General features: G+C 37.8%; 23 protein-coding genes. 9 read left to right on the top strand and 14 right to left on the bottom strand.

All coding sequences use genetic code 11. The annotated features are described in order from the left end of the window. Positions 1-33: 33 nt before the first annotated feature. Positions 34-912, top strand: coding sequence for a LysR family transcriptional regulator (locus tag J8L70_RS03220; protein ID WP_211054042.1), 879 nt, complete (start codon positions 34-36; stop codon positions 910-912). A 1-nt stretch (position 913) separates the two neighbouring features. On the opposite strand, the gene J8L70_RS03225 is transcribed toward J8L70_RS03220, so the two are convergent. Genes J8L70_RS03225 through J8L70_RS03240 form a run of 4 tightly spaced genes read right to left on the bottom strand, consistent with a single transcriptional unit; the run spans position 914 to position 3,577 of the window. After that, positions 914-1,321: a lysozyme inhibitor LprI family protein gene (locus J8L70_RS03225; RefSeq protein ID WP_211054043.1), complete on the bottom strand. Its 408-nt coding sequence runs from the start codon at positions 1,319-1,321 to the stop codon at positions 914-916. Beyond that, positions 1,308-2,645, bottom strand: coding sequence for an ATP-binding protein (locus J8L70_RS03230; protein WP_211054044.1), 1,338 nt, complete (start codon positions 2,643-2,645; stop codon positions 1,308-1,310). The genes J8L70_RS03225 and J8L70_RS03230 overlap by 14 nt, the downstream gene beginning before the upstream one ends. Continuing rightward, positions 2,639-3,313 (bottom strand): response regulator transcription factor, encoded by a 675-nt coding sequence (locus J8L70_RS03235; protein ID WP_211054045.1) that lies wholly within the window; start codon positions 3,311-3,313, stop codon positions 2,639-2,641. Before J8L70_RS03235 ends, J8L70_RS03230 begins: the two co-directional genes overlap by 7 nt. Further along, a complete protein-coding gene (locus tag J8L70_RS03240) occupies positions 3,314-3,577 on the bottom strand; it encodes a PepSY domain-containing protein (protein ID WP_211054046.1) in 264 nt (87 codons plus the stop codon). A gap of 612 nt (positions 3,578-4,189) precedes the next feature. On the opposite strand from J8L70_RS03240, the gene J8L70_RS03245 reads away from it, so the two are divergent. Further along, positions 4,190-5,614: a sodium-dependent transporter gene (locus J8L70_RS03245; RefSeq protein ID WP_211054047.1), complete on the top strand. Its 1,425-nt coding sequence runs from the start codon at positions 4,190-4,192 to the stop codon at positions 5,612-5,614. A 389-nt stretch (positions 5,615-6,003) separates the two neighbouring features. Here the strand turns inward: J8L70_RS03245 and J8L70_RS03250 are convergent, their stop codons facing one another. Then, entirely contained in the window at positions 6,004-6,576 is a 573-nt protein-coding gene (locus tag J8L70_RS03250; protein ID WP_211054048.1) for an inner membrane-spanning protein YciB, read from the bottom strand. A 159-nt stretch (positions 6,577-6,735) separates the two neighbouring features. Between J8L70_RS03250 and J8L70_RS03255 the strand changes: the two genes are divergently transcribed. Next, positions 6,736-7,008 (top strand): HU family DNA-binding protein, encoded by a 273-nt coding sequence (locus tag J8L70_RS03255; protein ID WP_211054049.1) that lies wholly within the window; start codon positions 6,736-6,738, stop codon positions 7,006-7,008. A 165-nt stretch (positions 7,009-7,173) separates the two neighbouring features. Here J8L70_RS03255 and trpA read toward each other — a convergent pair whose 3' ends face one another. The 6 genes from trpA to J8L70_RS03285 are packed head-to-tail and all read right to left on the bottom strand — an operon-like array spanning position 7,174 to position 13,754. Continuing rightward, a complete protein-coding gene (trpA, locus tag J8L70_RS03260; protein ID WP_211054050.1) occupies positions 7,174-7,995 on the bottom strand; it encodes a tryptophan synthase subunit alpha in 822 nt (273 codons plus the stop codon). Continuing rightward, positions 7,992-9,176 carry a tryptophan synthase subunit beta gene (gene trpB, locus J8L70_RS03265; protein WP_211054051.1) on the bottom strand — a complete coding sequence of 395 codons (1,185 nt, stop codon included), beginning with the start codon at positions 9,174-9,176 and terminating at the stop codon, positions 7,992-7,994. Before trpB ends, trpA begins: the two co-directional genes overlap by 4 nt. A 7-nt stretch (positions 9,177-9,183) precedes the next feature. Continuing rightward, the gene (gene trpCF, locus J8L70_RS03270; protein ID WP_211054052.1) at positions 9,184-10,548 is read right to left on the bottom strand and encodes a bifunctional indole-3-glycerol-phosphate synthase TrpC/phosphoribosylanthranilate isomerase TrpF; all 1,365 of its coding nucleotides are present in this window, start codon (positions 10,546-10,548) and stop codon (positions 9,184-9,186) included. Next, positions 10,541-11,560: an anthranilate phosphoribosyltransferase gene (trpD, locus tag J8L70_RS03275; protein WP_247664686.1), complete on the bottom strand. Its 1,020-nt coding sequence runs from the start codon at positions 11,558-11,560 to the stop codon at positions 10,541-10,543. The genes trpCF and trpD overlap by 8 nt, the downstream gene beginning before the upstream one ends. Positions 11,561-11,581: 21 nt before the next feature. After that, positions 11,582-12,184, bottom strand: a complete 603-nt coding sequence (locus J8L70_RS03280) for an aminodeoxychorismate/anthranilate synthase component II (RefSeq protein ID WP_211054054.1) — start codon at positions 12,182-12,184, stop codon at positions 11,582-11,584. Position 12,185: 1 nt separating this feature from the next. Further along, entirely contained in the window at positions 12,186-13,754 is a 1,569-nt protein-coding gene (locus J8L70_RS03285; protein ID WP_211054055.1) for an anthranilate synthase component 1, read from the bottom strand. Between the two features lie 436 nt (positions 13,755-14,190). Between J8L70_RS03285 and J8L70_RS03290 the strand changes: the two genes are divergently transcribed. Genes J8L70_RS03290 through J8L70_RS03300 form a run of 3 tightly spaced genes read left to right on the top strand, consistent with a single transcriptional unit; the run spans position 14,191 to position 16,507 of the window. Then, entirely contained in the window at positions 14,191-15,039 is an 849-nt protein-coding gene (locus J8L70_RS03290; protein ID WP_211054056.1) for a PHP domain-containing protein, read from the top strand. 2 nt (positions 15,040-15,041) lie between these two features. Beyond that, complete coding sequence (locus J8L70_RS03295) at positions 15,042-15,662, top strand: L-threonylcarbamoyladenylate synthase (RefSeq protein ID WP_211054057.1); 621 nt, start codon at positions 15,042-15,044, stop codon at positions 15,660-15,662. A 5-nt stretch (positions 15,663-15,667) separates the two neighbouring features. Continuing rightward, positions 15,668-16,507: a ScpA family protein gene (locus J8L70_RS03300; protein ID WP_211054058.1), complete on the top strand. Its 840-nt coding sequence runs from the start codon at positions 15,668-15,670 to the stop codon at positions 16,505-16,507. A gap of 60 nt (positions 16,508-16,567) precedes the next feature. On the opposite strand, the gene J8L70_RS03305 is transcribed toward J8L70_RS03300, so the two are convergent. Continuing rightward, positions 16,568-16,735 (bottom strand): hypothetical protein, encoded by a 168-nt coding sequence (locus J8L70_RS03305; protein ID WP_211054059.1) that lies wholly within the window; start codon positions 16,733-16,735, stop codon positions 16,568-16,570. A gap of 340 nt (positions 16,736-17,075) precedes the next feature. Between J8L70_RS03305 and J8L70_RS03310 the strand changes: the two genes are divergently transcribed. Continuing rightward, positions 17,076-17,624, top strand: a complete 549-nt coding sequence (locus tag J8L70_RS03310) for a dienelactone hydrolase family protein (protein WP_211054060.1) — start codon at positions 17,076-17,078, stop codon at positions 17,622-17,624. Here J8L70_RS03310 and J8L70_RS03315 read toward each other — a convergent pair. Continuing rightward, positions 17,616-18,416 (bottom strand): hypothetical protein, encoded by an 801-nt coding sequence (locus tag J8L70_RS03315; RefSeq protein WP_211054061.1) that lies wholly within the window; start codon positions 18,414-18,416, stop codon positions 17,616-17,618. The two genes, J8L70_RS03310 and J8L70_RS03315, sit on opposite strands and share 9 nt — an antisense overlap. A 988-nt stretch (positions 18,417-19,404) precedes the next feature. Here J8L70_RS03315 and J8L70_RS03320 point away from each other — a divergent pair. Together J8L70_RS03320 and J8L70_RS03325 are read left to right on the top strand one after the other, a co-directional pair. Further along, complete coding sequence (locus J8L70_RS03320) at positions 19,405-20,367, top strand: zinc-binding dehydrogenase (protein WP_211054062.1); 963 nt, start codon at positions 19,405-19,407, stop codon at positions 20,365-20,367. Between the two features lie 88 nt (positions 20,368-20,455). Next, the gene (locus J8L70_RS03325) at positions 20,456-20,707 is read left to right on the top strand and encodes a DUF2999 family protein (RefSeq protein ID WP_211054063.1); all 252 of its coding nucleotides are present in this window, start codon (positions 20,456-20,458) and stop codon (positions 20,705-20,707) included. Positions 20,708-20,792: 85 nt separating this feature from the next. Here the strand turns inward: J8L70_RS03325 and glp are convergent, their stop codons facing one another. After that, a complete protein-coding gene (gene glp / locus J8L70_RS03330; RefSeq protein WP_211054064.1) occupies positions 20,793-22,010 on the bottom strand; it encodes a gephyrin-like molybdotransferase Glp in 1,218 nt (405 codons plus the stop codon). Positions 22,011-22,031 lie beyond the last annotated feature (21 nt).

The raw sequence follows: 22,031 nt of genomic DNA on the forward strand, positions 1-22,031 counted from the left end.
TATTAAATACTAATAAATCATGAAATATATTAAATGTATAACTTATCTGACTTAGAAACATTTATTGCTGTTGTTGAAAATAAAGGGGTTCTTGCCGCGGCTCGTCAGCAAGGTTTATCAGCGGCTACCGTGAGTCATCGACTGAGTAAACTAGAAAAAGAGCTCGCAACTGTGTTGGTATTTAGGGACAGTCGACGAGTGAGGTTATCCCCTGAAGGCCATGAATTTTATCGCAGAGTAGGTACTATTATTGAAGCCTTGCATGATGCGGAGCATAGTATTGGGGCACGAAGCTCATCGGTCAGTGGTTTATTACGAGTAACAATGCCTCCATGGATTTTCTCAAAATATGTTATGCCTAAACTAAATGAATTTGAAAGGTGTTACCCAAGCTTACAGTTAGATTTTTTAATTACTGATCATTTTGTTAATGTCGTAAACGACGCACAGGATGTCGCAATAAGGGTAGGGCAATTAACTGATTCAGGGTTAATCTCTCGCAAAATTGTTAATAATCATCGTATTTTATGCGCAGCCCCCAGTTACCTAGAAAAGTATTCAATGCCAACGACCTTAGCTGAACTTGCACAACATTATTGGGTGTGCTTACCTTGGCAGCGTCAATTAAAACTTTTTGATGAGAACAATAAAGTACAACAATTTAATGCTAATGTTCGCTTCACTATTTCAAATTCAGATAATATGACACAAGCAGCGATAGCAGGTCATGGGATTGCCATTAAATCTAAGATTGCCATTAATGATGACCTAACATCTGGAAGATTAGTTGAGGTTATGCCCGGGGCATTGGCACAAAATGACGCGCCGGTGTGGTTTTTAAGAGCACAAAATAGTTTAACCACACGTAAAACAGATGTGTTTTACGACTTTATGAAGTCGTTATTTTCGTAGCTTATAATGCTAACTTAAGTTGCTCTATTTGTGCATTGATCAACGCTATTTCACAGTGTTTATATGTAATGGCGGCTTTTGTGGCATTAGGCATTTTTAATATATACCGCCACTGACAACTTTGTTCAATAAACTTGTCGTAGCTTAATAAACTTTTTTTAAACAAAGGTAAAATTTGCGTGTTGCCAGTCGTTTGCTGATTTTCGGTAAGCTCGTAAGTGCGTTTTTCAATCCAGGTTGAGCGAATCCGCTTGGCGGTGTTTATGTCTGAATCTAAACATTGAATATAGCTTTTTGCTTGTGTCGGGCTGGCTGATTTTACTAAGCTACAATTTCCTTGTGCAAAAACAGATAAAGAGAAGAAATAACCAGCCACAGATAATATAAAAAAGGCTTTATTTTTTAGCATTATAATTAAACTCTAATATAAAGTGCGCGCCGCCTAATATGTTAGAGCGGTCAATTGTTAAAAGCCCATGATACGAAGTAACTAGGTCTGATACAATAGCCATCCCGACACCATGTCCATTTTCGTAAGTATCTAAACGGGTGCCACGGGTTAACAAGGTTTCTCTTTTATCTTCAGGGACGCCGGGGCCATCATCATGAATAGATATGATGAGTTTATTTTTTTGTTGAATATCGATGCTAACTTGTGAACGACATGCTTTGCATGCGTTATCGACTAAGTTGCCTAATAACTCCATTAAATCAGTTTGATCGCCTAGAAAATACGCTTGATCATTGCCAATAACATTAAAAATAATGTCTTTATCGCGATATACCTTGCTCATAGCATTTAAAATTGAATCGAGCACAGGTTTAATGGGCGTTTGTTTTTTCCAAGTATCGGATGCACCACTAGCTGCACGTTTTAATTGGTGCTCAATCATGACGTTTATACGATTAAGTTGCTCTTGTGCATCGGCGTCATTTGCTAAAGGACTCGATTTTAAAACGGCTAAAGGGGTTTTTAAAGCGTGAGCTAAATCACTTAATGAAGCTCTGTAACGCTCTTTTTGTCGTTGCTGAGATTCTAATAATAAATTTAAATCGGCTTTTATTGTTTGTAGTTCAACAGGGTATAAGCCCTTAATTTGTTGAATATCACCCGATTCAATGGCTTTTATTTCTTTATCAAGTCGTTGTAGGGGTCTTGCGCTCCAAATAAACCCGATTGCAATTAACCCAGCAATGGCAATACCCATTATAAACATCCAATCCATTAAGGTTTGTTTAAAACCATCCATTAACTTAACTAATGCATCGTTACGCTTTAATAGAATAAATTGAGTTTGTTCGTTTTTATCTATATTACCTAAAATAACAGTTAAACTTAGCTGCCAATAAACCGTATTATTATATGTCACTTGGCGATAATCAGCATCGCCGGCTTGAGGCTCAATATAATCAGGTACAAAGTTAACATTTACAGCTGATTCAGAGTGCCAAATAGCTTCGCTACCGCGATATATCATGGCATAGGTGTCAGAGTTTAAGCTGTTTAATTCTGGCGTTAAAATACTGCTGGGCATAATAATACCTTCATCAGTAATATCAACTTCAGAAATGAGGGAGTATAAATGGGTTTCGAGGTTTTTTTCTGTCGCATCAACTAGCGTTGTATAGTAAGCCTTACCTATCGAATAAAACAAAATAGGTAACGCAACTAACAAAACAAAGACAAGGATAAATCCTTGCCTTATTTTAAGAGATATTTTGTCGGTTACCACTGACTTTTTAGCCTATAACCTCGTCCACGAAGGGTTTCTACTGGATTTAATGTGCCCTCAGGGTCTAGCTTTTTACGTAAACGCAGTACAAATACTTCAATAACGTTCGAGTCTAAATCAAAGTCTTGATCGTAAATATGTTCGGTAAGTTCTGATTTAGAAATCACTTTTTGCGGATTAACCATTAAATATTCAAGCACTTTGTACTCGTAAGCGGTTAAAGTAAGCTCTTTATCATCTACCCACACCTGCTGCGAACGTGTATGTATTTTTATTGGGCCTGCCGTCATCTCTGGGTTTGCTTTACCTGCACTGCGACGAATTAATGCATTACAGCGCGCTATTAACTCTTCTACATGAAATGGCTTTGTTAAATAATCATCAGCACCGGCATCAAGACCTGCTACTTTATCTTGCCATCTATCGCGCGCTGTTAAAATTAAAATAGGGATAGTCACCCCTTGTGCACGGGCTTTATTAATAAGCTCAATGCCATCAATTTTAGGTAAACCTAAATCAACAACGGCCATATCCAGAGGATACTCAGTAATATGAAATAAACCTGCTTCACCGTCATGGCATAAATCAACGCTGTAACGCTCTTTTTCTAATGCATTACGTAAATTATCAGCTAAGTGTAAATCATCTTCAATTACTAAAATTCGCATTTATTGATCCTTTTTGACTTTGCCAGTCTTTTTATTAATTTGTAAATCAACTACATGGCCATCAGTTTTTAAAATTCGTACCGTGTAAAATTGTTTGTGTTCGGTAATTTTTAGGGTTTTCCCTTGCGTGCTTTTTTTTGCTAAAAAAACCGCTTTCTTTTTACTAACTTGCGTATTCTTATCATGGTTATTAACTGTATTTGCAGATAGCGGCACACTAAAGCTAAAAATACTAACTAAAACAAAAACAAAAACTGCGCGCATATCAACACTCCTAAAACAGACCCACCTAGTTTAAATAACTAAGTAGTTAAAATTCAAGTAAAAAATTCGAACAACATTTTACTTTGGTTATCTTATTTAATAAGCGGTGAACCAACACTGAATTAACTACTAAAACTTAGTAAACCTGATGGGGTTCAGTAATGCTATACACCCTACGAACATGGCGACAATAAAGATCACTTAACGTCCATTATAATGCTCTTTTTAAATAACAAAATTCACTCGTGTTGATAAAATATCTAAAACCTGCGTCATTTTTCGACATGTAAAAGATAAAATAGAGGAACCTGCAGTGGAAAAATGTTAGTCAGTGTATTTTACAGCAGTTATGAGGCGCTAGTGCATCATTTTTATTGTTGTTAATTTGGATAAAAGTGAATATTTAGCCTAAGTTAAATTTTATGCTGTTAACCAACGTAGATAAAGTATACAAGAGCCATGTTAAGTATAGATTTGCTTTATTTTGTAATAAATAAAGCGTTTAAGCTTAAGTTTACAGCAGTTGTTCATTTTTAAGTTGTAATTGCTTGAAAAGGCCTGTTAAACACTGGTAGAGTCGTGCACATTAAAAAAATAATAAGGTGTAGGTTAATGAGCGAAAACAGAGAACACTTTAGTTCAAAACTCGGGTTTATTCTTGCCGCGGCGGGGTCGGCTGTGGGTATAGGTAATTTGGTTGGTTTTCCGGTCTCTGCTACTAAAAATGGCGGCGGGGCATTTTTGCTGGTCTATGCCTTATTTGTTGCGTTTATCTGTTTGCCAGTCATGATGGCTGAAATGGCAATGGGACGTAATGCGCAAAAAGATCCACTCGGTGCCTATAAAGCACTGGCTGGCGAAAAAAGTAATTGGAAAATAGCTGGCTTTTTGGCAGTCCTCACCCCATTTATGATAGCGGTATTTTATATGGTTATTACGGTGTGGATTTTTGGTTACTTAAGCCAAACCTTATTTGGGAATTTAGATTTACTTGCAACGCCAAGTCACTTTGATAATTTTATAAATAGTTACACCGTATTTGGTTATATGGCGGTTGTTGTTTTAATTGTTAATCTGATTTTGCTAGGTGGGGTAAAACAAGGTATAGAAAAAGCAGCTAAGTTTTTAATGCCTGCTTTATTTGTTATGTTATTGGTTTTAGTCGGCTATGTATTAACGTTAGATAATGCAATGGCAGGTGTTAAGTATTACGTTATTCCTGATTTTTCAAAAATGAATGCGAGTGTTTTAAATGGCGCACTTAGCCAGGCATTCTTCTCGTTGTCGTTAGGTATGGGTATTTTAATGACTTATGCCTCTTATATTTCTAAAAAAGATGACATTGTTGGTAGTGCAAAAATGGTCGCAATAACCGATTCATTAGTCGCATTCGTTGCCGGCCTTATGGTGCTTCCAGCAATATTTAGCTTTGATCCATCAACTGATCCCACCAAGTTATCCGACTCATCTGTGTCGATGATTTTTGTTTACTTGCCAAAAATTTTATTAGCACTACAAAATGACATTGGCTACTTTGGTGCGTCGGCAGTGGCGTTTTCATTCTTTTTATTAGTATTTTTTGCTGCAATAACCTCATTAGTCTCTATTGTTGAAGTACCGACTGCGACCTTGTGCGATCGTAAAAATATTAGCCGTAAAAAAGCGTTGGGCATTTTAACTCTAGCAACAGGTTTGTTAACCGTGTTATGTACAATGTCGTTTGGTATGGTTGATTGGTTAACATCGATGACGTCTTATGGCAGTGGCTCAAAAAGCTTTTTTGATATTGTTTACGATGTGTTTTACGACACTATTTTGCCGCTAAACGGATTAATGGTGTGTTTATTTGTAATGTACCGATGGAAAAAAGCCCGTTTAACTGCAGAGTTAAGTCAAGGAGCACCAAATTATGCAGGTAGCTTAATTGAGCGTTATGTAAACTTTTCATTATCTACTTTCATACCTATCATACTGTTAGTTATTTTTATTAATACCGTAGCGACTAAGTTTTTTAATGTAAGCTTATTTGGTTTTTAATTTCACATAAAAATAACCTCAGTAATTGAAGTGTCAATTACTGAGGTTAGTGTGTATTAAGTATTTAAGAAGCCGCTAAAACCCCGATTTAAAACCACAATCAATCTTCAGCGCAACAAAAGCGACAACCTCTATTACTATGCCCAATTACACAATCGCTTAACAACGGTTGATTTTAAATCTAAGCTATTGATAGAGCGTTTGGTTTAATTATCGCAATACAAACGCTTAAACTCGGTAAGGTTAAAGTACACAAACAACGTTTAAAAAACGATTATGATTAGAGTATCAAGCCGTCTCAACTTAGCGTTTTATAAGTTGACTAAGTTAAGCGGGCAGGCTTGGTAGAGGAGCTCGATTTAATACGTTTATCATTGTTATATTTAAGGTTATTTTATTTCTTCGTCTTCTGGTAAGTATTTAAATAAACAAAAGATAGTGATTAAAATACTGACAAAGGTAATTCCCATTAAACCAAACACTTTAAAATTGACCCAAAAGTCGAGCGAAAAATTATAGGCAATATAAATATTCAATACAGCGATACCTGCTGTGATCATCACCCATAACAAATTTAAATTATTCCATAAAGGCTCAGGAATAATAACGGGTTGTGCTGATTCGTTCGCATTATCTAAAATAGTGGAAAGAGCTTTTTTAACTAAATTTTTGTTTAATACATATCGACTCACTAACAATGTCATGCTCAAGCCTGCATATATCATCGTTGCTTTCCATTTTATAAACTGCTCATCATGAAACACAATCGTTAAGGTCCCAAATACTGCAGCAATGGCAAAAAATATCCATTGTCTGGTCGGGACCTTTTTATATTTAATATAACTATAAGCAACTTGAATAAACGTAGTGCTAATTAATAGTGCAGTAGCCCAATAAATATCAACCAGTTTAAACACCGCAAAAAACAAAATCAGCGGAATATATTCAATTAATGCGTGCATATACGACCTAAATTATACAAAAGAAAAATCAACTGGTTTTTTACCACAATTTGAAAAATAAACAAGGTTGACTTAAGCCTTACTAAGCCTTAGCCTGCAGCACTTTACATTCTTTCTCACACATTACAGCTTTGTTTTGTGGGTATTTAGGAGCATTTTATGAATAAAGCACAATTAGTTACACAAATGGCGTCGCATAGTCATTCTACAAAAAAGGAAATGCAACAAGCCTTAACCAGTATTCAAAAGGTAATTACAATATCTTTATCGCAAGGGGATCAAGTACAAATCGCAGGGTTTGGTACATTTGCTTTAAGTTATTATCCGGCACGCAGTGGTCGTAATCCTCAAACGGGTGAGATTATAGAAATAGAAGGTGCCAATAAAGCGGTTTTTAAAAGCGCGAAAGCATTGAAAGATTTAGTGCAATAGTTAATATGAGTACTTATAAATAAGGGAATGAAGTGTCGTGTATATTTATGAACTCACAGGTCATTGTGGTGTGTGCTATACACAATTAATGGTTGTATATACGACTGATATACACGGCGAGTTTTAATATAATAAGGGCATAAATGCCCTTATTATATTAGTCAATTATAACTCTGTAGCCGCTTTCATTTGAGCAACAAAACGAGTTAATTGAGCGGTCATCGCAGGTAAATCATTTAAGTTATTTTCAATAATTTTTACTACTGCCGAACCTGAAATAGCCCCTGCAGCTCCTGCATTTAACGCCGCTTTTACATCTTCTGGTGTCGAGATACCAAATCCTAATAAAGCCGGTGCTGCGTGATATTCACTAAGCTTAGAAACAATATTACTTGCTGGCATTTGTGCTTTAGTATCTGTACCTGTTACGCCGGCGCGCGAGAGCAAATAGGTATAACCACGACCATAAGATGCACATTGACGCAGAGTATCGTCATCGGCATTAGGCGTTGCAATAAAAATAGGATCTATACCGTTGTCCATCGCCGCTTTTCTAAACATTTTAGATTCATGCAAAGGAACATCAGCCACTAAAATAGAATCAACACCGACCGCTTTTGCCTCTTTATAAAAGGTTTCAAGACCGCGCTTAAACACAAGGTTAGAGTAAAGTAATAAACCAATTGGAATATCGGCGTTATATTCACGAACTTCTTTAATGATATCAAAACAATCTTGGGTATTAATGCTCACTTCAAGTGCACGTATATTTGCAGCTTGTATCACGGGGCCATCAGCAATAGGATCGGAAAAAGGAATACCGAGTTCTAGCGCATCAGCTCCGCCATCAATCAGGCTTTTTATAATGGCAATACTTTGCTCTTTACCCGGATCGCCAATAGTTACAAAGGGAACAAACGCACCTTGGTTGTTATCTTTTAACTTGGCAAAAGTGCGATCGTAACGTTGCTCATTCACTTGGCTCATAATTTACCTCCTTGCGATAATACATTGTGTACGTGTGCTAAATCTTTATCGCCACGACCACTTAGATTGACCACTAAAATACTTTCTTCGGTTTGCTGCTCTGCGTACTTAAGTGCATAAGCAAGTGCATGACTTGATTCGAGTGCTGGAATAATCCCTTCGTTTTTCGCTAAAGCCTGAAATGCATCTAGGGCTTCGGTATCGGTAATACCCACATATTGGGCTCGGCCTGTTTCGTGCAAAAAGGCATGCTGTGGTCCAACCGCTGGGTAATCAAGTCCCGCCGAAACAGAATAAGACTCTTCTATTTGACCATCGTCATTTTGCATAATATAAGTGTATGTGCCATGTAAAATCCCTTTAGTACCTTTACAAATAGTGGCTCCGTGCTGGTTTGTATCAAGCCCTTTACCTGCAGGCTCCACACCAATAAGTTTTACACTAGGCTCGTCAATAAAGTCAGTAAACATGCCTATTGCATTAGAACCACCGCCTACACAGGCAAGCACAGCATCTGGTAAACGTCCTTCTGCGGCTAATATTTGTTGTTTCGCTTCTTCACCAATTATTTTTTGATATTCACGCACAATCGTAGGGAAAGGGTGGGGGCCTGCCGCGGTACCTAATAAGTAATGAGCTTCTTGGTAATTAGCAGACCAATCGCGTAATGCTTCATTTACCGCATCTTTTAAAGTGCCTGAGCCTGCGGTGACAGGAATGACTTCTGCACCCATTAACTTCATTCTAAATACATTAGGCTGTTGACGCTCAGCATCTTTAGCTCCCATGTAAATACGGCATTTTAAACCTAATAATGCACACGCCAGTGCAGTGGCTACACCATGTTGGCCAGCACCCGTTTCGGCAATAACTTCTTTTTTACCCATACGTTTTGTTAATAACGCTTGGCCTAATACTTGGTTTGTTTTATGTGCGCCACCATGAAGTAAATCTTCGCGCTTTAAATAAAGTTTAACTTTAGGGTTTTTTACTAAATTACGAGTGAGTGTAAGCGGCGTAGGGCGACCGGCATATTCATCGAGTAATTGAGTGAATTCTTTTTGAAACTCTGGATCTTGTTGTGCTTTATTGAATTCATTTTCTAACTGCTTTAACGCAGGGACGAGTAATTCTGGTACAAACATACCACCAAACTCACCAAAATAGGCTGGATTTTGCATTTTTACCTCAGTATTGTCTAATGCTGGTAAAAGCATTTTTTAATTTGTTAGGGCACTTTTTACCCGGTGAAAGCTCTACGCCCGAATTTAAATCTAAGCCTAGTGCGCCTTGATAAAGTGCATCTTTAATATTGTCTGAATTTAGTCCACCAGCGAGCATAAACTCGGTACTGGCCGTTTTCAGTAATGACCAGTCAAAAGCGATACCTGTACCGCCAGCTTGGCTATCACTGTGGGTGTCGTATAAATGACGGTCTACCCCAGCAACAGGTGCGGGTAAAGAGTCTTTTATAGCCTGCGCCTTCCATATTTCGCAGTGCTTTGGTATTGCCTGACGCAAAAGAGCAATATAGCTGGCATCTTCTTGTCCGTGCAGTTGCACGGCTGCTAAATTAAGAGTATTTGCATAATGTGCCACGTTTTCTATTTCGTTATTAACAAATACACCTACATATTTAAGGCTTGTTGCATCAACAATCGTTTTTGCTTGTTCAAGTGATACATTGCGCGGTGATTTTTCATGAAAAATAAGCCCACCAAACACTGCGCCGCTATTATAAGCTGCTTGTGCATCGGTTGGGGAAGTTAATCCGCAAACTTTATTTTCACCTAAAATAACTTTACGACACGCTTGCTCTAAGTTATTTTCGGCCATTAAAGAACTACCTATTAAAAAGCCATCGCATAAAGGTGCTAAACGTTTTACATCTTTGTGGGTATAAATACCCGACTCAGATATAACAACTTTATCTTTTGGGATCAGTGTTCGTAAACGCTCGGTGGTGGCTAAGTTTGTACTTAAATCACGCAGATCACGGTTATTTATACCGATAATTTGTGCGTTTAAGTTAAGTGCGCGCGCGACTTCTTCTTCGTTACTTACTTCGGTCAGCACCGACATATTAAGCGAATCGGCTACACGGTGTAATGCTTTATATTGTTCGTCATCTAATACCGATAACATTAATAAAATCGCATCACCGCCGTAAATACGCGCCATATAAACTTGGTATTCGTCAATAAAAAAATCTTTACATATTAAAGGCTGATCTACCTGACTTCGGACAAATTCTAAGTAATCAAAACTCCCCTGAAAGTACTTTTCATCCGTGAGTACGCTCATACAGCTTGCATGTTGTTTATATGCTTGGGTTATTTCGACTAAATCAAATGGTTCACGGATCAAACCTTTAGATGGCGAAGCTTTTTTGCACTCTAAAATAAATTGTGTACCAGGTGCAGCTAGTGCTTGATAAAAACTACGTGTTGTCGGCACAGCTTGATCTTTAAAGCTTGCCAGAGGACGTTGTTTTTTACGTTCAATAAGCTCTAATTTTTTATCGGCTACAATTTTGTCTAGCACATTAGCCATTACTTACCTCAATTATTTTATTTAGTGTATCCATTGCTTTTCCTGAACTCAGTAGGGCTTTTACTTGTGCAGCACCTTCTTTTAAAGAGTTTACTTTTTCACTTAAATACAGTAATGCCCCTACATTGGCAATAATAGCGGCATTATGTGCCGGTGTCCCTTTGCCTTGCAAAATAGCTAAGCTTGCATCGGCGTTGTATTGTGGGCCTTCACCAGCTAGTTGTTCAAGTGAATAGTTTGCAAGGTCGAAATCATCTGGGTTTAACGTATACTGAGTTATTTCGCCATGTTTAAGTTCAACAACTTGCGTTGGGCCATGCAAAGCGATTTCATCGGTACCAGAGCCATGTACAATCATTGCTCGTTGCGTCCCTAAGGTTTTTAAAGTTTGCGCCATCGGTAAACATAAACTTGCATCATACACGCCAAGTAATTGAACCTGTGGAGCAGCTGGATTGGCTAAGGGACCTAATATATTAAAAATGGTGCGGGTTTTTAAAGTGGTACGTACACCCATCGCATGGCGTACACCACTGTGATAATGCGGAGCAAACAAAAACGTAAAGTGTGTTTGCGCTAAACATTGTGCGGCTTGCTCAGGCTGCATATCAATATTAATACCCAATGCCATTAATAAGTCAGCAGATCCTGAGTTACTAGAGACACTACGATTACCATGCTTGACCATATTAATTCCCGCTGCAGCGGCAACAATTGCAGCGGTGGTGCTTATATTAATAGTATTAGAACCATCACCACCTGTACCACAACTATCAGCAAGTTGAGTGCATTGGGTATTAAATGCTTTAGCGTTTTTTCGCATAGACGCTGCTGCACCCGCTATTTCATCACTCACTTCGCCTTTAATTTTTAATGCTATAAGTAAAGCACTAAGCTCTATTTCGCTCATATTACCTTGCATTATTTGATCAAATAATGCGGTGGATTGTTCATACGAAAGCGACGTTTTATTGCTAAGTTGTTCGATTGCTTCAGGTGCCGTTATATTCATGTTATCAATCATATTAACCTCTTATTGAGCACGCGTTAAATAGGTAATGCTTTGTTCAAGCAGTTTTGCACCATTAGGCGTCAGTATTGATTCTGGGTGAAACTGATAACCAAGTACCGTGTCTTCATGATGGTAAATCGCCATCGGAATATCTTCATAATGCGCAATAATATCAATGTTTTGAGGTACTTTTGTTGCCATAAGTGAATGATAGCGCGCGACGGGCATCGTAGTGCCCATATCGGCAAATACAGGATGCGGGCTTAAGGTAATCGTTGACGATTTTCCATGCACGGTTTCGCCTGCATGGCCTATTACTCCACCATAGCTTTGTGTTAATGCTTGTTGCCCTAAGCAAATTCCTAGCATGGGGAACTTACCTTTACATAGCTCAATTAGTTGCATTAAACATCCAGCATCGCTAGGTGTACCAGGGCCTGGTGAAAGAACTAATAATACGTCACTTTGCTCTTGTTGCATTTTATCAAAAATGACTTGGGCAGCGATATTATTACGATAAACAACAAGCTCACAGCCTAGTAATGACAGTTCATCAACTAAGTTATAACTAAAAGAATCAAAGTTATCTAAAAAGTAAATTTTAATAGGTTTGATTGTGCTCATCTTAACGCGCCTCGTAAGTTGATTTTATTGCATTTATCACAGCTTGCGCTTTGGCTTGAGTTTCATTTGCTTCAGATTGCGGATCAGAGTCAAACACAACCCCAGCACCAGCTTGTACATAGGCTGTATTATTTTTTACGAACGCTGAGCGGATAACAATACAGCTATCCATTGCGCCATCACCGGTTAAATAACCTACGGCCCCGCCATAACTTCCTCTGCGCTTGCCTTCGGTTTTACGCACTAGCTGAGCAGCACGAACTTTAGGTGCGCCGACCAATGTGCCCATATTCATACAGGCTTGATATGCATGCAACGCATCTAACTCAGGTTTGAGTGTTCCAACTACACGCGACACTAAATGCATAACCTGAGAATAACGGTCTACTTTTAATAACTCTTTTGCATGGCGAGTACCCGGTACACTAATTCGGGCAACATCATTACGCGCTAAATCAACCAACATTAAATGCTCAGCACGTTCTTTTTGATCATTACGAAGCTCAAGTTCTATTCGGCTATCTAAATCAGGATTTATTTCTCCACTAGCAAATTTGCCACGAGGACGTGTCCCAGCAATGGGGTAAACTTCAACTTGTTGGGTTTCAACAGAGTATTTAAGTGCCGATTCAGGTGAGGCACCAAACAATGCAAAGTCTTCATCGCGCATATAAAACATATATGGACTTGGATTTTGCTGTTTTAATTTACTATAGGCATGTAGCGAGTCTGCACAAGGCAGTGAAAATGTACGCGATGGCACAACTTGAAATATATCACCATCAACAATATTCTTTTTTAATGCAACCACTTGCTCGCAATAGGTTGCATCAGAAATATCAACACTTACCTCACACGGACCGGTTTGAGAAGAGGCCGTGTAAGGCGGTGTGCTGTCACATAAATGATTTAAATGCTCTAACTGTTTACCTACTTCAAAACAATTTGCATGAACATCAGGGCCATTAAATACATTGCCAATAAGTTCGGTGGTTTGTTTTTGATGGTCGATCACCACTAATGTTTCAGCTAAATAAAATACATAATCAGGGCAGCTGTTTTCACCATCGGGTACCGGCATTAACTGTTCGAAGTTTGCCACCATGTCGTAGGCAAATACGCCACCTAAAAATAATGAAAACGGGTTGTCGGTGGTGCTTTTTATACTATTAATACATGTGCGTAATGCGCTAAATGCATTATCTGCAACCAATTTACTTGCTTCGTCAATACCTTCACTGTTGTTATTGTATGTCAGTGTTAGCACCGTGTCATTAAGCTCTGTGGTGCAGTTTTTAACATGACTTTGCAAGTAGCTAAGTAACTGCTGACCATTATTAGATTGTGCAGTAATGGTGACATTTTTACCTTGGCACACAATTCGCAATGCACAATCTACTAAAATTAAGCTTTTTACACTGTCTTTAGAATCTATTTCGGCCGATTCTAATAAAAGCGAATTAGGCTTGTTGAGTGCGCCATACAAAGCAAGAGGACTACTAATATAGTTACGTACTTGCGTAATGCTGGTTACTTCGCCTGGTGTTGTAGTTATATGACTAAAAATCAAACCTCATTCCCTCAAAAAATTAAACCCCACAATGCGGTGCAGTGCGGGGTTTGAATAACGTGGTGTATATTACATACAGGTTATTGCTTCCGCATTAATGCAGACGCCACCAACAATGTGTATGAGTAAGACCGTTATTCATGTATTTCTGCCTCAAAATATATTAATAAAATTTAGTTATAAAAAAACCCGCAAATTTGCGGGTTTTGAATTTTGTTTAGACACGACAATTCATCACCCGAAATTACGAGTGCCACCACCAAATTGTGATATGAATTGAATTTATCATTTGTTTTTAATTCTTTATGTGTCTTAAGTGGCTACAGTAAAGCGTATCTTGTGCTTTAGTGTCAAGTGTTTATTTAAAACAATTTTGTTAAAAAACTTGTTATAATAACAATTAAACCACTAAGCCCTAATTTTAAGCAGTTTTGTTTTGATAAAATACGATTTACATAGCCATACAACACACTCAGATGGGCAACTTACGGTAGAAGAGCTATTGCTTCGCGCAGTAGAAAAAAACATAGATGTTTTTGCCATCACCGATCACGATACCATCGCAGCGGTTAAACCCGCTAAAGCGTTTATTGCCTCGCAACAACTTCCGTTATCATTGATAAGCGGGGTTGAAATATCGACAAAGTGGGAAAGTTTCGAAATACATATTGTAGGGTTAAATATTGACGTAGATAACAATGCGCTTACCGAGCTGTTATCAATACAACAACAAAAAAGGCAAATTAGGGCGCAAGAAATAGGGCGCAGGCTTGAAAAAAATGGTTTTGATGGCATCTATCAACAAGCCCAAGCCTTAGCACAAGATGCTCAAATAACCCGTGCACATTTTGCACGAGCATTGATTGAGCGTGGGGTAGCTAAAAATTTCCCAGGGGTTTTTAAAAAGTATTTGGGCCGCGGTAAAACAGGTTACGTACCAAGCAATTGGTGTGATATGCAAACAGCCATTGCTGCTATCCATGCCAGTGGTGGACAAGCCGTTATGGCGCATCCAGCCCGGTACCAAATGTCTAATAAATGGTTACGGAAACTGTTAACGCAATTTAAAAATGATGGCGGGGATGCGATGGAAGTAGCGCAACCACAACAAGCGCCAACAGAAAGACAATTTTTAGGTGAACTAAGTCGTGAATATAATTTACTTTGTTCGCAAGGTTCTGATTTTCATTTTCCGACAACTTACTTAGAACTCGGTAAAAACTTATATTTACCAAAGGATTGCCAAGGTGTATGGCAATTATGGCAAGCACAAGAGGGCATTTAAGCATGAGTCAATTATTTCATATTCATCCAGATAATCCGCAACCTAGATTAATTAAGCAAGCGGTCGATATTATCAAGCAAGGCGGTGTGGTGGTGTACCCTACCGATTCTGGCTATGCTATAGGCTGTAATCTGGGTAATAAACAAGCCAAAGAGCGAATTGAACGTATACGTGGTATTGAAAAACATCATAACTTCACATTAGTGTGCCGCGATCTATCTGAGCTGGCCACTTATGCTCGTGTAGATAACCAGTTATTTCGGTTAATAAAAAATAATACACCTGGGCCTTATACGTTTATTTTTAAAGGCACAAAAGAAGTGCCTAAACGTTTATTAAACGAAAAGAAAAAAACCATTGGTATGCGTGTAATTGAACACCCAATAGCATGTGCGTTATTACAAGAATTAGGCGAACCTTTAATGTCGTGTTCGTTGATTTTACCCGGTGAAGAATTTACCGAATCTGATCCTGACGATATACTGACGCGATTAGATAAACATGTCGATTTGATTATCCATGGCGGCTACTTAGCCGAGCAAGCAACCACCGTAATCGATTTATCAGAAGACGATATTAATATTTTACGTGTAGGTTGTGGTGATACATCCCCTTTTGAGTAGGTTATATGTGTCCAACTGACGCCTCTATTGTGACAAAAAAAGTAAATGAGCCTGCGCAGGTAAAACTGCCGCTGGCTTTTTTGCATGGTAAAGCGGTCGTCGACAAGCCACAAGATTTATATATTCCCCCTGATGCGTTAGAAGTCATTTTAGAAACATTTGAAGGCCCTTTGGACCTGCTGTTGTATTTAATTAAAAAGCACAAATTAGATATACTTGATCTGTCTATTTTTAGTATTACAGAACAATACGTGCACTATGTAGAAATGATGGGCGAGTTTCAATTAGAGCTTGCGGGCGAATATTTAGTGATGGCTGCCTTATTAGCGCAAATTAAATCACGATTATTGTTACCGGTGCACGAAGAGCTTGAGGAAGAAGAAGACCCACGAGTTGAACTGATCAAGCGATTACAAGAATACGAGCAATTTAAAACGGCAGCAGAAAACCTTGATGTGATAGATAGAGTTGGACGAGATATTTTTATTGCTCATGCTGTGCTACCTACAGCAACAAGTGAAACAATAACGCAGCCCGATATAGCACTTAAAGATTTAATGATCGCATTAAGTGAGGTTATGGCTAGGGCAAAAACTCTGCAAAGTCATCAAATTAGCGCAGAGGTCTTATCGACAAGAGAACGTATGAGCCAAATTTTACAACGTTTGTCGAATGCACCAGAGCCGGTTGTTTTTAGCGAATTATTTAGTATTAATGAAGGGCGAAGTGGCGTTGTGGTGAGTTTTATTGCCATACTTGAGCTGATCAAAGAGGGGCTTATTAGTTGCTTACAAGTTAACAGTGAAAGTTTAATTTATGTCAGTTTGAACGATGAGAATAAATAAGATTTCTTTAGACACTAAAAAGCCAACGTTAATGTTGGCTTTTTGTATTTTCACAAGCGCTTAGCTTGCTTTTAACCATTTTACAAAATCACGAGCATCTGATGCTTTTTGAAATAATGTATTTTTTAAGCCTTGCGTATCACTAAAGATAACACGTTGCTTGTTAACCGAAATTGATTGCACCGGATGGGCAATTTGGATCATAGATCCGTTATATTTATAAGACATAATAAAACTCACTTTATTCTTGTTATCTAATTTTGCTAATTTTTAGCACCAATAATTAGATGACCATGTTGTGTTTAGCTTCATTACAGTGTTGACGATCTTTATGACACTTTTGCGATGATTGATAAAAAATAAATCATCATGTATTAATCGGGGTTCTCGCCGTACAATAACTTAGCTTTTGAATATACGTTTTGCGGGGATTACTGGATCAGGGTAAAAAGGTAACCGCTACGGTTTTTTAAAACCAGAGAGGGAATTTACCTTTAATAAAAGTGATATGCAAGCTATTTTATCATTTTATTATAATTAAATTATCAACATGTGTTAAAAGGTATTTATGCATTACATTATTATTAGTGATATTTATGGATTAACAAGTCACTTAAATGAGTTTTGTACTGATTTAAATAGCGCTTGTACAATTATAAGCCCGTACAGTAAAACAATACAAGGCATTGAAAATGAAGCTGATTATTATAATGAGTTTATAAAGCAATGTACTCACCCTGGTTATACTAATAAAGTACTTAACTGTTTTAATTCGCTCACTGAACAGAGCATATGTATTGCGTTTAGTGCTGGGGCAAGTGCTGCTTGGCGTGCGCAGTTATTAACAACAAATGCACACCTTAAAAAAATAATCGGTTTTTATCCTTCAAAAATACGCGATGATGTTGCGCTCGATGCGAAGATACCTTGTGAATTTATTTTTGCTCAATCTGAACACCATTTTAATGTTGTGCAGGTAATGTCAAAATTGAGCAGTAAATCCTTAGTGCACTGCACTAAAGCAGATTACTTACATGGTTTTATGAACCCGAAATCGGAAAATTATAATGCACAAGCTTATCGTGAGTATCTGCACTATTTATGTAGTTTAAAGTAAATTGAGTTGCTCTTTTGTGATCGTAGGGAAGTCGGTGCGTTTATTGTATTTATTATATAACAGTGAAAACACATTACTTTTAGAGAGTTTATCCAGTGAACTAATAAATTGTTTGGCAGTTGAGCGAGCTGGCCTGCAACATAATTGATAGCTCGCAATCACCTGTGCAACGGTTTTATTTTGTTGTCGTAAAAGTAAATCAACTTCTACAAAGTAGGCTGCACCACTCCAATAAACTCGTTGTTGAGCTCGTTGTCTCCACATATCTGCTGACAGTTTATTTAAAGGTTGTTGTTTAGTTTTCGTTTGTAAACGTGCTCGTTCAAATCCTGCATTTAAGCGTTGTACAAATTCAGCTTGGGTAATAACCTGATTATCTCGCATAATGACATTTTGCATATAACTGGCAAATCCTTCGCTTAACCAAAAACCAGTATAGGGCAATAAAGGCAAATAAAGGTGAGATAGCTCATGATATAAAGTCCAATCACGAGTAAATGCATTTAAACTTGCATACCGATCAATATGTAATTCTAGTCCATCGGGGTTGGTACGTTTAACTTTAGCCCAAGGAACTGGTTCGAATGCAACATAACGTGGTTTTAAATAAATAGGTAATTGTGTTTGCTTTAAAGGCCCTAGCGTATTTTGTGTTTTTTCAATACTTTGATTAATCCATAAAGTGATTTTTTGTTGCCCCGCTTGAGACAATGAAGATAAATTATGTAAGGTCGCCTCAAGCGCACACACGTGTAAAGGTATAAGCAACAATAAAACAAATAGTAATTTCATAAGTATTCATTACGTTTTACGCAAAGTTAATACATTAGACCTTGTGATTCATCAAAATTATTCAAATAAATCGTGCTTATGTTGTTTTTAAAAATTTATACTATGGCCGATATTACTTTATTAATCCCTGGTATTGTCGTTTAGACAGTGAGTCGCTACTTTCTCTTGGTGATCGTACAGGTTTGTCTGTTGATTATATGCTTTGCTTTAATCTTTGAATGTTAGCGTGTCTGTTACTTTAAAAATGAGTAAAAAATAGAGATAAAATGGTGCGAAAAATTTATATTTTGCACGCATATAGCGCGAGCCACTTTATTCAAACGATCATTAATATTGTAAAGCACTGAATTTAAATGGTTTTTAATTTAATGCTGTACTGGCATTGATATTGCTTTAATAATCAGGTACTCCATACAATGTGTTTTTCCAGACGAAGACGTCTACCCAATTACTTTGCAAAAAGTAATTGAGTAGGCGTTTTTTTTTGCTTAAAAAATAACGACTATCGTCGTATGAGATTAAGTAACACTTAAACATAATTAACAAAAAACGGTAGGGGCTGAATATGAATAGTGCGAAGTGTTAAAAATTGATAGAAATCCATTTATTGCTATTAGTGCAATAAATATCATTAATAAAACGACTTTACTCCTATATATTACATGTGTGTAATCTGTTTTTATTGCACTTAGTTGGTGCGGTATTTATTTTTTAAATGTGTTTTTTTATTGTTTTATTTTAAATTGGTGCAGGCTTAAATAATTATTGCGAAGATAGATTAATTTAGTAAAACATCGCAATGATACTTGATGAAAGTGCGAACAACCCCATGTCATATCCAAGTAGTCATTTTTTATAAAAGCGAAAGTTAAATCAAACTAATGCGTGTAATTCTACTTTTAACGATTGAATCTACATTTAGCCATTGAGCTACTAGCTTAAAGTACACGCTTAAACGCTTTTAATTAAACGGGTAATAGGAGAGGGCATGAAATACATTAGTCATGAAGACAACACGTTAGTAATGAATGAGACAGCATTACCGCAAGTAAAAGATAACGAAGTATTGGTTAAAGTTGCTGCCATTGGCGTTAACAGAGCTGATTGTATGCAGCGCCAAGGTAAATACCCCGCACCAAAAGGTGATAGTCCTATTCTTGGGTTAGAATGTGCAGGAGAGGTTGTTGAGATAGGCGTAGATGTAGATAAAGCGTGGCTAAATAAACGTGTGTTTACCTTATGCGCAGGTGGCGCTTACAGTGAATATGTTGCTGTAGATGCACTGCAATTAATGCCTTTACCTGATAATATTAGTATGGTTGAAGGCGCTGCCATCAGTGAAGTGTACCTCACTGCTTATGGTGCATTATTTGGGCTAGGTAAATTAGCGCAAGGTGAGACTGCTTTAATTCATGCCGGAGCCAGTGGCGTTGGTGGCGCTGCAATACAAATGGCAAAAAGTGTAGGGGCAAACGTGGTTATCACCGCCGGGAGTGATGAAAAGTGTGCCCATGCAAAGGCATTAGGCGCTGATCATACAATCAATTATCGCACGACAGATTTTGTTGACTATATGCAAAAAAATAAGCTGAGCGCAAATGTCATTGTTGACCCAGTAGCAGGGCGTTACCTAAATAAAAATGCCGCCATTGCTGCTATGGATTGCCAAATTATCATGTTAGCATTTTTAGATGGCCGTTACAGTGAAGTAGACTTTGCTTTATTATTGGCTAAGCGAATATCATTTCATGCATCAACCTTAAGAAATCGTAGTATTGAGTATAAGCGTAAGTTACGTAATGACTTTATGAAACGTTTTTATCAACAGTTAGTAGATAAAGTATTTGATTTCAATGTCTATAAAACAGTGGCTTGGCAACAAGCTAGCCAAGCACATGATATATTAGAAGCCAATGAAAATGCAGGCAAGGTCGTGTTAGTTACCTCTTGATAAGTTTTTATTTTAAAGGGTTTTTATTTAATGGTAGCGCCCATATAAACTAGAGTAATTAGCACAAGTAATTTATAAAAGGTCAAATATGAATCCGATTATCGCGATTTTACAAGAGCATAATGTAAGCAACGAACAAGTAACATCTTTATTTGAAGCATTTAGTGAAAACCCAATGCTAGCCATGGCACAAATTCAAACGTTAGGAATTGCACCTGAAAAACTACAGCAGTTAATGGCTGTTGTGATGACTCAACCTCACTTAATTAAAGAAGCAACAGATGAGCTTGGTTTAGATTTTGAGAAAGTGAAAGAAGCAAAAGAAAAGTTAAATCAATAGCATAAATAGTATCTGCAATTGAAATGCAGTATTTTGTTACGTTAAAAAAGGCTGATTGTTCAGCCTTTTTTATGGGTGACCTATGTTATAAAAACTCAATATTAACCATGCTATTTGCATCTAAACTCGCCGATTGTGCGGGTAAGATTATTAAGCAATTTGCTTGGCTTATTGATGATAAAACCCCTGAGCCTTGTTTTGCCAACGGGGTGACGAGTAATTCACCACTTTCAGATACCTCGGCGATAGCACGTTGAAAGTCGGTTCTACCTGGGCGTTTTTTAATGCGTGTTGTGGCTTTAGCACTAAAACGCATTTTTTTAGCTATCTGCGTCTGTGCTGCAAGCTTTTCAAGAGCCGGCACAACGAGCTGTTTAAACGTAATAGTGGCAGATACTGGGTTACCGGGTAGGCCAAAAAAGTAACTATTTGGAAGTTTACCAAAAGCAAAAGGCTTGCCGGGTTTCATGGCTATTTTCCAAAAATTAATGCGACCTATTTGTTCTAATACTTCTTTAGTAAAATCAGCCTCGCCAACCGAGACCCCCCCTGAGCTTATAACCGCGTCGGCTTGCGTATCTGCGGTGTTAAACGCCTCTGTGATCAATGCTTTATCGTCTGGGATTATTCCTAAATCAATGACTTCTGCGCCAAGTGATTTTAATGACGTTATAAGCACGGCACGGTTGCTTTCGAAAATAGCACCTGGTTTTAACGTTTCGCCTGGGTACGTTAATTCGTTACCCGTTGAAAATACGGCTACTTTCACTTTTTTAAACACACTGACAGTGGCTATACCTAGTGAGGCGAGTAAACCTATATCGGTTGTTTTTAGCTTACAGCCTTTAGCTAATACCACTTGATTAAGTGCAATATCTTCACCGGCAAAACGGACGTTTTCGTTAATTTTTGGTTGGGCTGTAATCGTAATATTATCGTTATCAACACTGGTATTTTCTTGCATTACTACCGCATTAGCCCCTTGCGGTAATGCGGCTCCGGTCATGATACGCACACACTGTCCTGGTGAGAGTTTATCTGAGTAGGTATCGCCAGCAAACACCGCACCGACTTGTTTATAAACCAAATTGTCAGGTTGTATGCACAAAGCATAGCCATCCATTGCAGAATTATTGTAAGCAGGTACATTTAGTGTAGAAACAATGTCAGTACTCAATATTCTTTCTAAACAGTCATGTATATCAAGGGTTTCTTGTAATGTCGTGGCCGAAATACTGTTGAGGATATTGCTAATTGCTTGCTCTACGGGCAATAAACCGGGTGCATTACACACATCGTTCATATATATTGCTTCTTTAAATTA

This window comes from Pseudoalteromonas sp. MMG010 (assembly GCF_018100905.1).
Classification (GTDB): Bacteria; Pseudomonadota; Gammaproteobacteria; order Enterobacterales; family Alteromonadaceae; genus Pseudoalteromonas.